Source organism: Hymenobacter cellulosivorans (assembly GCF_022919135.1).
Classification (GTDB): Bacteria; Bacteroidota; Bacteroidia; order Cytophagales; family Hymenobacteraceae; genus Hymenobacter; species Hymenobacter cellulosivorans.
The window spans coordinates 5,274,358-5,288,188 of the sequence record NZ_CP095049.1 but is presented as its reverse complement, the minus strand read 5'-3'; the positions used below and the strand labels follow the sequence as shown (position 1 = coordinate 5,288,188).

Below are 13,831 nucleotides of genomic sequence, written 5' to 3'. Positions count from 1 at the left end.
CCTAGCGAGACATGTCGTTCTAAGTAACTATCTAGACGTTGAAACGGAAGTGCATGATGTCGCCGTCTTGCACCACGTAGTCCTTGCCTTCCACGGCCATTTTGCCGGCTTCCTTGATTTTTACCTCGGTCTTGTACTCCTGGTAATCGGCCAGCTTGATAACCTCGGCGCGGATGAAGCCTTTTTCGAAGTCGGAATGGATAACGCCGGCGGCCTGCGGAGCTTTGTCGCCGCGGTGAATGGTCCAGGCCCGTACTTCCTGCACACCGGCGGTGAAATAGGTAATCAGGTTCAGCAGTTCGTAAGAAGCGCGAATCAGCTTGTTCAGGCCCGACTCGGTCAGACCATATTCGGCCAGGAACATTTCCTTTTCCTCGGGGTCTTCCATGTCGGCAATCTGCTCCTCAATGGCGGCTGATACCAGCACCACCTGGGCTCCCTCGGCCTTCACATGCTCGCGCAGGGCGGCTACGTGCTTGTTGCCATCGGTGGCAATGCTGGCCTCGTCCACGTTGGCCACGTAAATCACGGGCTTAATGGTGAGCAGCTGCAAATCGGCTACGGCTTCAAGTTCTACTTCGTCGGCCTGCACGGCGCGGGCGTTCTGCCCGGCTTCCAGAGCGGCTTTGAAGCGCTGCAACACGGCCACTTCTTTCTTAGCGGCCGCGTCGCCGGCCTTGGCCGAGCGCTCCGACTTCTGCAGCTTCTTGTCGATGCTTTCCAGGTCCTTGAGCTGCAACTCGGTGTCAATCACGTCCTTGTCGAACACGGGGTCAACGCCGCCGGCGACGTGCACGATGTTGGGATCTTCGAAGCAGCGCACCACGTGAATAATGGCGTCGACCTCGCGGATGTTGGCCAGGAATTTATTGCCCAGACCTTCGCCCTTGGAAGCACCTTTTACCAGGCCGGCAATGTCCACAAACTCGATAATGGTGGGCAGCACGCGCTTGGGGTTCACCAGCGCCTCCAGAATCTGGAGCCGCTCGTCGGGCACGGTAATCACGCCCACGTTGGGCTCGATGGTGCAGAAAGGATAGTTGGCCGATTCGGCCTTGGCGTTCGAAAGGGCGTTGAACAGCGTGGACTTACCCACGTTCGGCAAGCCGACGATTCCGCAGCGGAGACCCATAATAGTGAAATGGTGAGTTGGTGAAATAGTGAGCTACACCCTGGTGGGCGCAATTCGAGGGGCAAAGGTACGGCTGTTTTTCAAGGAATCCTTGGTGGAAGTGAAGGCCGCGTGCCGAGCGCCAAGTAGAACGCATTCCGAGCTTGCCGAGGTATCTCGCTCGGCTGTCGTTGGCTGGAGAACCAAACGTCATATCGACCAGCGGGAGACATCTCGCGTGCAATGCTAACTTCTTCATCTCTCATCCTGAGCAGAGCTAAGTATCTTCCTCACCTATACCTCTGCGGTTCATTCAAGGTGAAAAGCTATTCGCTGTGCCGGTAACAGGGCTTGGTCACGTTGGAACTACTGGTGGTGGGCTAGGCGAGGAAGGGCCTTGGGCTGCACCTCAGGATGACAAGAATACTTGGTATAGCTCACAAAAAACGGCGCGCTTCGACCAAGTAAGTCAAAGCGCGCCGCGCGAAGGGCTGAATACAAATGAATAGTAAAGCAGTGTTTCGCTAAGCTTCGGGGCTAGTAGTTGTCGTCGGAGCGGTTGGGGTTGAAGCCGTTGTCGCCTTCGTAGTTGTCGTAGGCGGGGCGGGGTCGGTCGAGTTCGGCTACTTCCTCTTCGGTGAGCAGCTCTTCACGCACGTAGTCCACGGCGTCCTGCAGGGCATCGACAAACTTGGCAAAGTCTTCTTTGTAGAGGAAGATTTTGTGTTTCTCGTAGGAAAACGTGTCATCATCCCGCAGCTTGCGCTTGCTTTCGGTGATAGTGAGGTAGTAGTCCTGACCGCGCGTTGCTTTTACATCGAAAAAGTACGTGCGTTTGCCAGCTTTAATGCGTTGGGAGTAGATTTCTTCCTGATCGTGACGGTCTTCCACGGTGCCTTCAAATAGGTTGATTTATTCCAAGATGATTGAATTGCCATCCAAAGTAAAGTGTTCCAGCCGTATATAAAAATATTGAGGTCAACTTTTTTCCACAAAATGCCGGGTATCTTTGTTTTAGGGCTTTCCGCGTTTGCAGACGGTTTTTTTGGACGAGGGCGGGAAATACTATTGCAATTACTAAAAGCTGGATTATATCCGGCCCAAACAATGTATTGCAGTAGCCGAGTCCGGTTTACTATTTCACCATCTCATTACTTCCCCGATGTCCCAACCGCTTGATCTGGCTGCTGTCCGCTCGTTTGAGAACCTGGAATTTCTGGCCCGGCAGCTCGTGGAGGGCTTTATTACCGGCCTGCACCAGTCGCCCTACCACGGCTTTTCGGTGGAGTTTTCGGAGCACCGCCTCTACAACCCCGGCGAAAGTACCCGCCACATCGACTGGAAGGTGCTGGCCCGCACCGATAAGCTGTTTGTGAAGCGCTACGAGGAAGAAACCAACCTGCGCTGTCACATCCTGCTCGACGTGAGCCCGAGCATGTACTACCCGGCCCCGAGCCATGACAAACTACGCTTTGCCGTGCTCTGCACCGCCGCCCTCACCACACTGTTGCAAAAGCAGCGCGACGCAGTAGGCCTCGTCACATTTGCCGACCAGATTGAGCTCCAGACGCCGGTGCGCTCCACCTCGTCTCACCGCCACACCCTGCTGCTCACGCTCCAGCAGCTGCTGGAGCGCCCCGCTACCCAGCGCCGGGCCACCGACGTATCGGGCGTGATTCACCAGATTGCCCAGCAGATTCCCAAACGCTCATTGGTGGTGTTGTTTTCCGACATGCTGGGCCGCAACCCCGAGGAGCAAACGGCCAGCCTGGCCGCCCTGCAGCACCTGCGGCACGCCCAGCACGAGGTACTGCTGTTCCACATCATGGACCGGACTACGGAAGCCGAATTTGCTTTTGCTGAGCGGCCTTACCTGTTCGAGGATGTCGAAACCGGGGAGCAGGTGAAGCTACAGCCGGCCCAGGTGCGGGAGCAGTACCGCGCCGCCATGCAGCACTACGAGCAGGAACTGGCCCTGCGCTGCGGGCAGTACCGTATTGATTTCGTGCCGGTCGACATCCGGGAGCCGTTCGACAAGGTGCTGTACGCCTACCTCGTGAAGCGGGGCAAGGTCCGGTAATGGCGCTCTGGTACTGCCGCGTCTGCGGCCTCGATTACGACGTGTCGCCCTGGGGACCGAATGATGACACGCCCGATTATGGCACCTGTGAGTGCTGTGGTGCCCAGTTCGGTGTTGATGACTACTCGGTGCTGAGCAGCCGCGGCTTCCGGCAGCAGTGGCTGGCCGATGATGCGGCCTGGTTTTACGCCAACCTCAAACCCGCTGACTGGGACCTGGAAGCCCAGCTAGCCCAGATTCCGGAGAAATACCGCTAACGGTTTACCCCATTTTAAGCACCCCCGTTTTGATTGATTACATTTTTTTGCTGGTCTTCGTGTGCCTGCCCTCGGCCCTGATTACGGGCTACATTGCCCACATGAACAACCGTTCTTTGTGGCGCTGGATGCTGTTCGGGTTGTGTGTGCCTTTTGTGGCCATCTTCGTGACAATGGTCGTCACGTACTTCGACCAGAAACGGGCCGCCGAAAACAACCCCGATTCGGATTCTGACATGCGGTAGGCTACTCCGCGTCGGGCGTATTGTCCAACGACTGCCACAAATACTTGCTGGCCAGCGTGCGGTAAGGCCGCCAGGGCTCGGCCAGTTCGGTCATGCGGCGCAGCAGAGCCCGGCCGGTTTCCTGGAGGCCGTAGTGCTTGCGCATGGCGTTCTGAATGCCCAAATCTCCTTCGGGAAACACGTCGGGCTGGTCCAGGGCAAACATTTGCAGCATCTGAGCCGTCCAGCGGCCGACGCCCTTTATCTGGGTCAGGTGCTGGGTGAAGGCGTCGGCGTCGAGCTGGCTGAGGTGGGCGTGGTCGAGTTGGTCTTGCTGGGCAAAGTCGGCTATGGCGCGCAAATACCCCGCTTTCTGGCGCGAAATGCCGGCCGCCCGCAGCTCTTCGTCGCTGAGCAGGAGCAGGGCGGCAGGCTCGGGGTAGCCGTCGGGCGGAAACAGGGCCTGCACCTTTTTCCAGATGGCCGCCGCGGCCTTGGTTGAAATCTGCTGGCTGACAATAGCCTTCAGCAGAGCCAGGTACAAATCTTCGTGGGGCCGGGGCTCGATGGTGCGGCCCCGGGCAATAAGCGCAGCCAGCACCGGGTCGGCTTGGCTCAAATGATGCCGGGCTGCTTCTGCTGAAGGAATGGGGGCGGGATTCAACTCAGACTCGGTCACTGTCGAGAGGATTAGTAGGCACGGAAATCACCCGGAGCACGTCGCCATTGGCCTTAATTTTAACCCCAGTCAGGGCCTGGCCATACACGGCACCGGTGTCAATATTAAGCACGTAGTGAATCGGGTCAAAATCGGGGCTGCCGTCGGTGGGTGTGTGGCCGATAACCTGAAGCTTGCCAATGTTGCGCAGCGGTCCGCGCCGCCACAGAATACCGTCCGGATTGTCTTCGTCGAGCGGGTTGGGTGTGTCGGCCAGGCCGGCGTGGCTGACGAAGACAGCGTCACTTTCCCAGAACAGCGGCCGTTGCTGCAGCCAGGGGAGGTGGCTGGCTAGCAAATCTTTGTGCTGGCTGTACTGCGCCAGAGTGTAGCGTCCGCCCCACTGCAGCCAGTTGGGGTAGGGGCCCTGGGGGCCGTAGTGGCGCGTCATGCCGACCTCATGGTTGCCTTTGAGAAAAACGGTTTGCTGCGGGTGTTTTTCGCTCAGACTCATGGCCAGTCCCACGGTATCGGGGGCAAAGTTGCCGCGGTCCATCAGGTCGCCCACCTGGATTAGTAGTTCCTGCTCGGGCTGCCAGTGCTGGAGCAGTTCCAAAAAGGTGTGGTAGCAGCCGTGCACGTCGCCGATAACAAACAGATTCATAGAGGAGGGCTGGGGCTGCCTGTAGGCGGCATCCCGATGGTCATTCGTTCGTACTAGATTTACGGCCCTACCAGTTTGATGGGTGCCTGATTTACCCGATTGCAGGTGCAAGCCCTACGTTACGGTTAGCTTTACTCTGCCCTGTGCGTAAGCCGCGCTGGGTTTCTGCCACCAAATCTACGCTGATGCTTCACCGAATAGTCATTGTTCCAATCCGGGAACTGTCCGAAAGTGGCAAGCTCTCGGGCCTGCTGCTGCTGCTGACCACCATTATTTCTCTGCTGATCAGCAACTCGGCCTGGGGCAATGCCTACCTGCATTTCTGGGAAACCCCCGTGGGTTGGGAGCCGCTGCAGAAAACGCTGGCTCACTGGGTTGATGATGGCCTGATGGTCGTCTTCTTTTTTACCGTCGGACTAGAAATCAAGCGGGAAGTGCTTTATGGTGAGCTGACCGACGTGCGCCAGGCCCTGCTGCCCACGCTGGCGGCAGTTGGTGGAGTAGCTGTGCCGGCTGCTATTTATCTGGCTTTCAATGCCGGCAACGACACCAGTCACGGCTGGGCTGTGCCCACAGCCACCGACATTGCCTTTTCCCTGGGAATTCTGTCGTTGCTGGGCGACAAAGTGCCGCCCGGCCTGCGGGTTTTCCTCACCGCCCTGGCTATCATCGATGACCTGATTGCGGTGCTTATCATTGCCTTGTTCTACACGGCCGGCCTGGACCTGACGTATCTGCTGGCCGCCGGGGGAATTTTCGCCGCGTTGATCGTGCTCAATCGCCTTAAAGTTACCTGGCTGCCATTATACTTTTTGCTGGGTCTGGGATTATGGTTTTTCGTGCTCAAATCAGGAATACACGCCACCATTGCCGGCGTGCTGTTGGCCCTGACCATTCCCACCGATGCCATTGAAAAGCTGGAAGCCGGCCTGCACAAACCCATCAGCTACCTGATTTTGCCCATTTTCGCGCTGGCCAATACGGCTATTGTCGTATCTGGGGAGTCAGTAAGTGAGCTGCTGAGTCCGTTGGGGCTGGGTATTGGGCTGGGGCTGCTGGTAGGCAAGCCGTTGGGTATTTTCGGGGCCACCTGGCTGACGGTGAAAGCCGGTATTTCCACCTTGCCCGAGCGGGTCACTTGGTTTAAGATGCTGGGCTTGGGCCTGACAGCGGGCATCGGCTTCACCATGGCCATCTTCATTGCCAACCTCTCGTTCGACAATCCGGCCTGGATTGACCTGGCCAAGCTGGCCGTAATTGCTGGCTCCCTACTGGCCGCCGTGGCAGGCCTGATTGTGCTGCACTTCGCCGATAAGGCCGACGAAAGCGAAGCTCCCGCCGGCCTCATACTCGAAGCAGAACCGCCGGCTTAAACCGGTACGTTCAGGCTTTGCAGCGCCTGGTTTACCCGCTCTATCATCGTGTCGTCCACGTCGAGGTGAGTCACGAAGCGAATCATCTGGGGGCCGAATGACGAGGCTCTGATTCCTTGCTGCTCCAGCTGGGCCAGGAAGGCTTCAGGTGACATTTCATCTTGGAGGCGGAAGATGACCAAGTTGGTTTCAATCGGCAGTACTTCGGCTACGTAGGGCTGGGCTGTAAGCGTAGCGCCCAGTTCCCGGGCCCGGCGGTGGTCATCGGCTAGGCGCGCCACGTTGTGCTCCAGGGCATACAAACCTGCCGCGGCCAGAATCCCGGCCTGCCGCATGCCGCCGCCCATCACCTTGCGAATCCGGCGGCACTTGTGAATAAACGCCTTCGAGCCCAGCAGCACCGAGCCTACCGGCGTGCCCAGACCTTTCGACAAGCAGACCGAAATCGAGTCGAAATACTTGCCGTACTCGGCCGCGTCCTGGCCCGTAGCTACCAGGGCGTTGAAGATGCGGGCTCCGTCGAGGTGCAACGCCAGGCCGCGGCGCTGAGCTACTTCGGCAATGCTGGCAATGGCTTCCATGGAGTAGCAGCTGCCGCCACCCCGGTTGCTGGTGTTTTCCAGGCAAATCAGGTTGGAGGTGGGGTAGTGCACGTTGTTGGCCGGCCGGATGGCAGCCTCTACCTGGGCGGCCGTCACGCGGCCCCGGTCGCCGGGCAGCAGGGCTACCGAGGCACCTGAGTGGAACGCAATGCCGCCCACTTCCCACAGGTACACGTGGGCTGTCTGCTCGCAGATTACTTCCGACAACGGCTCGGTGTGGGCCTTAATGGCAATCTGGTTGGTCATGGTGCCGGAGGGGCAAAACAAACCAGCCTCCAGGCCGAAGCGGGCCGCCGAGGTTTCTTCCAGCTCCCGTACCGTGGGGTCCTCCTCGTACACGTCGTCGCCGACGGGGGCGTGGAGCATGGCCTGCAGCATCTCGGGCGTGGGCCGGGTGACGGTATCGGAGCGTAAATCGATAATGGGTTCAGACATAGCTGGGAGCAAAACGAAAGGATGAAGACAAGGAAGAAGGAACAACTGTTTCCCGATTCAAAAATAAGACTTACTTTTGCCCCTCCTTTACAAAAAGACTTTAACCGACCCGGATATGAGCGTCACCCGACTGAAGCGTAAGCACCGCAAGAACATTGCGCGTGCCAACAACAAGCAGCGTATCATCAAGCAACTGCTGTTGACCCCCGTTCTGAAGAACGTGGACCTGGATGAACTGAAGTCCCGTTTCAACGGTGGCTCGGCTTCCGCTGCTCCTGCTACCACGACTGAAGCCTAAGCCGTTGCATCCGTCAGGATGCTGACAGCCCGTACGCCAGGCCGATGAGCAGGGCATAGTTTCCAGGTCGGAAAGCGCCCGTTCAGCGGCCCGCTCTCCGCATCGGCGGGTTTCGTACAGACTTCACAAAAGCGCCTTTTTCTCCGGAAGAAGGCGCTTTTTGTTTATCTCAACTCTAGTGTTAATAATTCTGTCCTTGCAAGGACGAAGGACAAAGCAAGGACAGAATTATTAAGCCACTCACTCACCGCCTCCTCGCAGGGCGGCACGCAGGCCTAGCTCTATGGCCTGCAGTTGCTGCACTTTGCCATTGGCTACCTCGAAGCGCAGCATCGTCCGGACTTTGTGAAAACCGTGCAGGCCGGCCGCGCCGGGGTTGAGGTGGAGCAGGCCTAGCTTGGGGTCGGGCATGACCTTGAGAATGTGAGAATGGCCGGAAATAAACAGTCCGGGCCGCTGCTGGGCCACCAGCGGGCGGGCGGCGGGGGAGTAGTGGCCGGGGTAGCCACCAATATGGGTCATAAGTACCCGCAGGCCTTCGATTTCGAAATTCTGCACCAGCGGCTGGGTCTGGCGTACGTCTTGCCCGTCGATGTTGCCGTAAACGCCCCGCAGTGGTGCTACCGTTTCCAGGGCCTCGATGACGGCCGCATTGCCGAAGTCGCCGGCGTGCCAGATTTCGTCGCAGCCGGTGAGGTGGTGCAGGATGCGCTCATCCCAGTAGCTGTGGGTGTCAGAAAGTAAACCGATTTTTTTCATAGCTGCGTAAAAGTAAGGCCTGCTGAAGGCTTACGACGACTCTTGGTTTTTGAAAAGCACCGTTGCGTTGCGGGCCGGCAACAGAACCGGCTGCATCCCGTATCTTGCCCAGCTTTCCCCGATTTCCGTTTGCCGATTTTTATGCTGTGTTTTGCAATGGACCTCGGCGCCACTTCCTCATTTTCTGCCCTCTGATTACCCTGCGATGAACGTCTTCATCAACGATATCCCGCTGATCATCAAAAAGAACAGCGAGAAAATATACAAGCACCGCTACGACCTGATTCTGAACGCGGAGGATGAGTTCAGCTCCAAAGATCTGATCGGCGATGTGCTCGTGCGCGACGTGACGGACCCCTTCATCGACCGGATTCTGCGGCTGATGGAAGTCAAGAAGCTCAAGAAGCTCAAGTCGCTGACGCTGCTGGCCCGCAAGAAAAAACGGCTGATTCTGCACCTGAAAGACCAGTTCCGCATCGTAAAGGCCGCTGGCGGACTGGTGGTGAAGGACGGCATGGTGCTGATGATTTACCGCCTTGGCAAGTGGGATTTGCCCAAGGGCAAGCTCAAGAAAGAGGAAGATCCTGAACTGGGAGCCCTGCGCGAAGTGGAGGAAGAGTGTAACATTAAGGTGGAAATGGGCGAAAAACTGCCCAGCACCTGGCACTCGTATGCCTACAATGGCAACAAAATCCTGAAAAAGACGAATTGGTATATAATGAGCTGCTCCGACGACTCCTTGATGAAGCCTCAGGCCGAGGAATACATCGAAGAAGTGCGCTGGATGACCCCTCAGGAGGCTTTGGGCGTGCTGGATGAAGCCTACGCCTCCATTGCCCTGGTCGTGCGGCATTACCTGGGCGAAACGTCCGGTAAGGAGTCGGCCAAAGAACCTGCTAAGGAAAAATAATTTACCCTCAAACTCTGCTTATGCGCCCGTTCCGCTACTTGCCCTTCGTATTGTTGCTGAGCGGAGTTGCCGCTTGCACCGGCAGCCAAAATGCTTCTGAAAACAGTGCCCCCCGCACCGAGCAGGGCACGGCAGCCAACCCGAGTCAGCTGGATATGCCCTCCTTGGTCGGTAAAAACATCGACCAGGTGCGACGGGCCCTGGGTAAGCCCCAGGAAAGCAAGGACGAGGCTATTGGCATGGAGCCGAACGCCGAGCAGATGAAGTCTACGAAGGGAGCCGACTGGATCAACACCTTCGAGAAGAACGGTTCTACCATCGTGGTAACGTTCAATGCCAAGTCGCGCAAGGTCCTGGACATGGTGCTTATTGGCTCGGATGAGGACGAGCTCATGCGCCGCGGCAACCTGGTGATGACTGCGCCCGAGTACATTGTGCTGCCCGTGCCCGACCCCAAGCGGCCCCAGGCCATTTCGGGCGTGCGCATGGTGTCGCGCCGCTAGCTGGCAGCCGGCGCCTGATAAGCTGGTAGCGGGAAGGGTACGAACGTATCTACGTTGCCGCCGAAGCGGTGAATCTCGCGGATGATGGTGCTGCTGATGGCCGCCAGGGCCGGGGACGTAATCAGGAAAACCGTTTCCAGCTCGGGGTTCATGTGGCGGTTGGCCTGGGCAATCGTGTTTTCGTACTCGAAGTCGGTGGTATTGCGCAGGCCGCGAAGCAGAAATTTCGCGCCCACTTCCCGGGCAAACGTGGCCGTCAGGCCCTTATAGGACTGTACCCGCACGCGCGGCTCATCGGCAAATACGTCCTCAATCATGCCCACCATTTGTTCTACCGGCAGGTAGCGCGACTTGCTGCTGTTATTGCCGATGGCAATAATGACCTCGTCGAACAGGTGGGTGCCCCGCCGCACTACGTCGAGGTGGCCATTGGTAAAGGGGTCGAAGGAGCCGGGGAAAAGAGCAATGCGCTTCATGCGTCGCAGATTTGAGAGTTAGTAGTGCGAAGGTGGTAATTAATGTGCGAATGTGGTTGAACGTGGGTAATGTGCTAATGCTTAAGACGTCTCCTTGCGAGGCGTGAGCCAAAGCCATCCGCCCTCTGAAATGTGTCGAGTGCTCTTTTACCAGAACGCCCTTTACTCCAACTAGAATAAAGGGCGTTCTGGTAAAAGAGCATGACTACCTGCGCCGAGGACGGATAGCTTCGGCCTTCAGCTTCGCAAGGGCATCACTTCACTCATTCACATAAGTGCAGGCTGTAGAGCTCAAAATAGCGGTATTCGAACAGGTCGTTGAGGCGGTAGCTATAGGCCAGGTCAAAGGGGCGGTTGCCGAAGCGGATATTGCGGATGTACTTGCGCAGGATGGTAAACAGCTCGGAGTCGTGCATCAGGTCGCCCCAGACGACTACGCCATCCTGGTCGGGGTTGAGCTGTAGCTCCTGCATTACCAGGATGGTGTAGTAAATCAGGTCCTCGGCCGTGGCAAAGGCGAAAACGTTGCAGAATTCCAGGCGCTTGTCGCGCACGGCTATGATGGTGACTTCCTGCTGGCCCAGGCTCAGGTAGAGCCGGCGTGGGGCACCCACTTCGCTCTGGTGAATGATGCCTTCAAGCAGCGCGCTGGTTTGGTGCAGCATCTTGCCGGTAGAGTACGTGGCGCTAAACCAGCTGGTCAGGGCCTTTTCGGCGGCAAATACACTTACCATTTCCAGGCTGGAATGGGCATAGCGGCCCACCGTTTCGTGCTCTGGCTCGAGGGCGTGGTGCAGCCGCAGGTAAGCCGCCTCGTCACCGGGGCGCAGCAAGGGCGCGGGCAGCAAGGTAAAGGAGCGGTTTTGCACGGCCAGCCGGACCTGATTCCAGTTGGTTTCACCTAGCAGGTCGCTTTCCTGGGCCAGGGCCCGAAATTGCTCGGCCCAGGAGGCCTGCGGGTTCAGAGCGTAATCTTCCAGGGCTACAAACTTGTTGCGCCGGATATCGGCCACGCCCAGCCGCAGACCGTTGGCTCCGGCGGTCAGATAGAGGTTGCAGCCGGCCGGCGACGCTGTTTCCAGCGTTTCGTCGCGCAGGGACTGCAAAGCAACAGGCGGGGCGGGGAGGGGCAAGGTGGCGGCAGACAAAGTGTTAAAAGACACGGCAGAACGAACAAGTAGCGGCAAACGGGCCGTTAAAGGTACGAAAGGCCCGCAAACCGTTTTTACTCCCGCCGTAGCTAGCTAGCCGGAGCCCTACTGAAACAGGATGTGGGGAATGAACACATCGTCGGGGCTGATGACGTGCCGCATGATGGGATGCACCTGGATAGGGAGTAGCTCGCCCAGCTGCCGGGGCGTGAGAAACGCCAGCTCAGTGAGCAGTTGGGTATCGGGGCCGTGTTCGGGGTCGGAGCCCAGACGCGGGGTGGCGGTTTCATCCACCAACTTCACTTCGAAAAACAGCTCCAGGGCCTGTAGGGTGTCGGTTTTGAACTCGTGCAGGTGCAGGAAGCGGCCCACAGTTACTTCCAGGCCGGTTTCTTCCTGGTACTCACGGCGCAGACATTCCTGGATGGTTTCCCCAAACTGCCAGCCCCCACCCGGCGGCGACCAGAACGGCAGACCCGCGGCCAGCAGGCCCCGGTGGGCGGCCAGCAGCATGGCGCCGTGGTGAATAAGCATCCCGCAGGCCCGCACCCGCACCTGCCCGGTGTAGGCTTGCAGCAGGGAGTCGGCAGCGGTGTCGGAAGCAGCAGAAGAAGGTAACATACGCAGGCAGCAATAGGTAATCAGGGAGTAGTCGGCGGGGAACGGCGGAAAATTAGCCGCCGGAACCGGCCAACCAGGTACAGCAGCAGCACGATGACCAGCCCGGCCACAACCAGCGGCAGCAGCAGGCCCAATACAGAACCGACAATGGCCAGAAAGTTTTCCACGGTGGCCAGAATTGGGTTGCCAAAGCCGGCCGTAGTGGCCGTGGAGCCGACTCGAAGCAAGGCGGTGCCGCTCTGCACCATGCCCGCCGTGCCACCGCCTACCAGGATGCCCAGGCCCCAGCGCACCATTGGGTCGAGGTCGGGCAGGGCTGAGGTCATGAGCAGAGTGCCAGCAATAAACGAGGCCGGCGTGGTAATCGTATCCAGCAGGTTATCAATTACGGGCACGTAGTAAGCCAGCATTTCGGCCAGAGTGGCCGTTGCCAATACCCCGAAAGCAGGCCAGGTGCCCAGCCATTCGAAGCCCGCCGAAGGAGCCATGAAGCCCAGGAGGTAAGCTACGTTGGCGGCCAGCAACGGCACAAAGACCCGAAAGCCACTGCTGGCCGCCAGCGCCAGGCCCAGGGCCCCGGCTACCAAATAGTCTAGGTGTTCCATGTTCTTGCCATTTCAATGATGCTAGGCCCATACGAGAATTGCTATCAAAAAAGCGCATTTTCCCGGTAACTAGGCCGACCGAAGGTGTTTTGCCCGGCGCAACCGTACCGGTAAGGTGGTTTTCGAAACCTTGTTGCCTAACCTTTGCCAGCGCCCAATACGTAGGAAACGGCATCTGCTTCACCTTCATTGTTCTGACCCATGAGTTCTTCGCCTGCTTCTTCCTCCGGTGCCGTTACCGCATCATCCGCTTTGTCTACGGTTGAGCAATTAGCCAAGCAGCTCAGCTCGACGGTAAGTGCCCAGGCCATCTACGGCACGCCGGTAGAGCGGGAGGGAGTTACGGTTATTCCGGTGGCCCGGGCGCGTTACGGGTTCGGGGGCGGTGGGGGAGGCGGCGACGCTGAGGATAAAGCCGGAGCCGGCTCTGGCGGCGGGGGCGGGGTTCTGCTGACGCCCGTAGGCTACATTGAAATCCGGGAAGGCCGCACCCGGTACCGGCGTATTTCGTCGTCGGCCGTGCCGCTGGTGGCCGTCAGTGGCCTGGTCGCGCTGCTCTTACTGCGAAGCGTACCCAAGCTGCTGAACAAGCGCGGCTAACTGCGGCTGCTGGCTCTGTGCGTACCTTTGGGCTATGAGTACTTCTGCCCAACCTGAGTTGAACATCGACAGTCTCGAAGTTCGCATCCGCCGCAAGCTTCAGCGCCAGCACTTTATGCACCTCATCGGCGCCGACCTGACCAGTATTGAGTCGGGTCGCGTCGTGTTTGAGCTGCCGCTTGAACAGCGCCACCACCAGAATCTGGGTTTCGCCCACGGCGGCCTGGTGGCTACGATGGCTGATCTGGCCGCCGGCTTTGCTGCCGTGACGCTCGTGCCCGACGGCACCGGCGTAGTCACAGCCGAGCTGAAAACAACCTATCTGCGCCCCGGCAAGGGCCACACACTACGGGCCGTGGGCTGGGTGCTCAAGCCCGGCCGCCGACTGCACTTCTGCGAGGCCGAGGTGTGGTGCGACGACGTGCTGATTGCTAAAGCCTCGGCCACGATGGCCGTCGTAGAGCCTAAGGAATAGTTGGCGGTGCCGAGTAGAACCTGTACTTC

Annotated in this window: 19 protein-coding genes; 9 read left to right on the top strand and 10 right to left on the bottom strand. The window is 58.6% G+C overall.

Going from position 1 to position 13,831, the window contains the following annotated elements:
• Window positions 1-31 precede the first annotated feature (31 nt).
• Both ychF and MUN80_RS22315 read right to left on the bottom strand, forming a co-directional pair.
• Window positions 32-1,132, bottom strand: a complete 1,101-nt coding sequence (gene ychF, locus MUN80_RS22320; protein WP_244716498.1) for a redox-regulated ATPase YchF — start codon at window positions 1,130-1,132, stop codon at window positions 32-34.
• A gap of 516 nt (window positions 1,133-1,648) precedes the next feature.
• Window positions 1,649-2,002 carry a DUF3276 family protein gene (locus MUN80_RS22315; protein WP_135391383.1) on the bottom strand — a complete coding sequence of 118 codons (354 nt, stop codon included), beginning with the start codon at window positions 2,000-2,002 and terminating at the stop codon, window positions 1,649-1,651.
• 271 nt (window positions 2,003-2,273) lie between these two features.
• Between MUN80_RS22315 and MUN80_RS22310 the strand changes: the two genes are divergently transcribed.
• Genes MUN80_RS22310 through MUN80_RS22300 form a run of 3 tightly spaced genes read left to right on the top strand, consistent with a single transcriptional unit; the run spans window position 2,274 to window position 3,693 of the window.
• On the top strand, window positions 2,274-3,191 hold the full coding sequence (locus MUN80_RS22310) for a DUF58 domain-containing protein (protein WP_244716496.1): 918 nt from the start codon (window positions 2,274-2,276) through the stop codon (window positions 3,189-3,191).
• Complete coding sequence (locus tag MUN80_RS22305) at window positions 3,191-3,448, top strand: hypothetical protein (protein WP_244716494.1); 258 nt, start codon at window positions 3,191-3,193, stop codon at window positions 3,446-3,448. The genes MUN80_RS22310 and MUN80_RS22305 overlap by 1 nt, the downstream gene beginning before the upstream one ends.
• A gap of 29 nt (window positions 3,449-3,477) precedes the next feature.
• Window positions 3,478-3,693: a hypothetical protein gene (locus MUN80_RS22300; RefSeq protein WP_244716492.1), complete on the top strand. Its 216-nt coding sequence runs from the start codon at window positions 3,478-3,480 to the stop codon at window positions 3,691-3,693.
• Window position 3,694: 1 nt separating this feature from the next.
• On the opposite strand, the gene MUN80_RS22295 is transcribed toward MUN80_RS22300, so the two are convergent.
• Together MUN80_RS22295 and MUN80_RS22290 are read right to left on the bottom strand one after the other, a co-directional pair.
• A complete protein-coding gene (locus tag MUN80_RS22295; RefSeq protein ID WP_244716490.1) occupies window positions 3,695-4,291 on the bottom strand; it encodes a DNA-3-methyladenine glycosylase family protein in 597 nt (198 codons plus the stop codon).
• Between the two features lie 46 nt (window positions 4,292-4,337).
• Window positions 4,338-4,994 carry a metallophosphoesterase gene (locus tag MUN80_RS22290; RefSeq protein ID WP_244716488.1) on the bottom strand — a complete coding sequence of 219 codons (657 nt, stop codon included), beginning with the start codon at window positions 4,992-4,994 and terminating at the stop codon, window positions 4,338-4,340.
• A gap of 185 nt (window positions 4,995-5,179) precedes the next feature.
• On the opposite strand from MUN80_RS22290, the gene nhaA reads away from it, so the two are divergent.
• Entirely contained in the window at window positions 5,180-6,367 is a 1,188-nt protein-coding gene (gene nhaA, locus MUN80_RS22285) for a Na+/H+ antiporter NhaA (RefSeq protein ID WP_244716486.1), read from the top strand.
• Here the strand turns inward: nhaA and MUN80_RS22280 are convergent.
• A complete protein-coding gene (locus MUN80_RS22280; protein WP_244716484.1) occupies window positions 6,364-7,404 on the bottom strand; it encodes a threonine aldolase family protein in 1,041 nt (346 codons plus the stop codon). The two genes, nhaA and MUN80_RS22280, sit on opposite strands and share 4 nt — an antisense overlap.
• Before the next feature lie 115 nt (window positions 7,405-7,519).
• Here MUN80_RS22280 and MUN80_RS22275 point away from each other — a divergent pair, with 115 nt between their 5' ends.
• Window positions 7,520-7,702, top strand: coding sequence for a hypothetical protein (locus MUN80_RS22275; protein WP_244675122.1), 183 nt, complete (start codon window positions 7,520-7,522; stop codon window positions 7,700-7,702).
• Window positions 7,703-7,942: 240 nt separating this feature from the next.
• On the opposite strand, the gene MUN80_RS22270 is transcribed toward MUN80_RS22275, so the two are convergent.
• A complete protein-coding gene (locus tag MUN80_RS22270; protein WP_244716482.1) occupies window positions 7,943-8,461 on the bottom strand; it encodes a metallophosphoesterase family protein in 519 nt (172 codons plus the stop codon).
• A 205-nt stretch (window positions 8,462-8,666) separates the two neighbouring features.
• Here MUN80_RS22270 and MUN80_RS22265 point away from each other — a divergent pair, with 205 nt between their 5' ends.
• Together MUN80_RS22265 and MUN80_RS22260 are read left to right on the top strand one after the other, a co-directional pair.
• A complete protein-coding gene (locus MUN80_RS22265) occupies window positions 8,667-9,371 on the top strand; it encodes an NUDIX hydrolase (protein WP_244716481.1) in 705 nt (234 codons plus the stop codon).
• Window positions 9,372-9,391: 20 nt separating this feature from the next.
• Window positions 9,392-9,874: a hypothetical protein gene (locus MUN80_RS22260; protein ID WP_244716479.1), complete on the top strand. Its 483-nt coding sequence runs from the start codon at window positions 9,392-9,394 to the stop codon at window positions 9,872-9,874.
• Here the strand turns inward: MUN80_RS22260 and coaD are convergent.
• The 4 genes from coaD to MUN80_RS22240 all read right to left on the bottom strand — a co-directional run bounded on the left by coaD (window position 9,871) and on the right by MUN80_RS22240 (window position 12,727).
• Entirely contained in the window at window positions 9,871-10,350 is a 480-nt protein-coding gene (coaD, locus tag MUN80_RS22255) for a pantetheine-phosphate adenylyltransferase (RefSeq protein ID WP_244716477.1), read from the bottom strand. The genes MUN80_RS22260 and coaD overlap by 4 nt on opposite strands.
• A 263-nt stretch (window positions 10,351-10,613) precedes the next feature.
• Complete coding sequence (locus MUN80_RS22250; RefSeq protein ID WP_244716475.1) at window positions 10,614-11,513, bottom strand: DUF3822 family protein; 900 nt, start codon at window positions 11,511-11,513, stop codon at window positions 10,614-10,616.
• Window positions 11,514-11,606: 93 nt separating this feature from the next.
• Window positions 11,607-12,122: an NUDIX domain-containing protein gene (locus MUN80_RS22245; RefSeq protein WP_244716473.1), complete on the bottom strand. Its 516-nt coding sequence runs from the start codon at window positions 12,120-12,122 to the stop codon at window positions 11,607-11,609.
• 20 nt (window positions 12,123-12,142) lie between these two features.
• Entirely contained in the window at window positions 12,143-12,727 is a 585-nt protein-coding gene (locus MUN80_RS22240) for a DUF4126 domain-containing protein (RefSeq protein ID WP_244716471.1), read from the bottom strand.
• 201 nt (window positions 12,728-12,928) lie between these two features.
• On the opposite strand from MUN80_RS22240, the gene MUN80_RS22235 reads away from it, so the two are divergent.
• Window positions 12,929-13,327, top strand: coding sequence for a spore germination protein GerW family protein (locus tag MUN80_RS22235; RefSeq protein ID WP_244716469.1), 399 nt, complete (start codon window positions 12,929-12,931; stop codon window positions 13,325-13,327).
• Between the two features lie 34 nt (window positions 13,328-13,361).
• Window positions 13,362-13,802, top strand: coding sequence for a PaaI family thioesterase (locus MUN80_RS22230; protein ID WP_244716467.1), 441 nt, complete (start codon window positions 13,362-13,364; stop codon window positions 13,800-13,802).
• Window positions 13,803-13,831 lie beyond the last annotated feature (29 nt).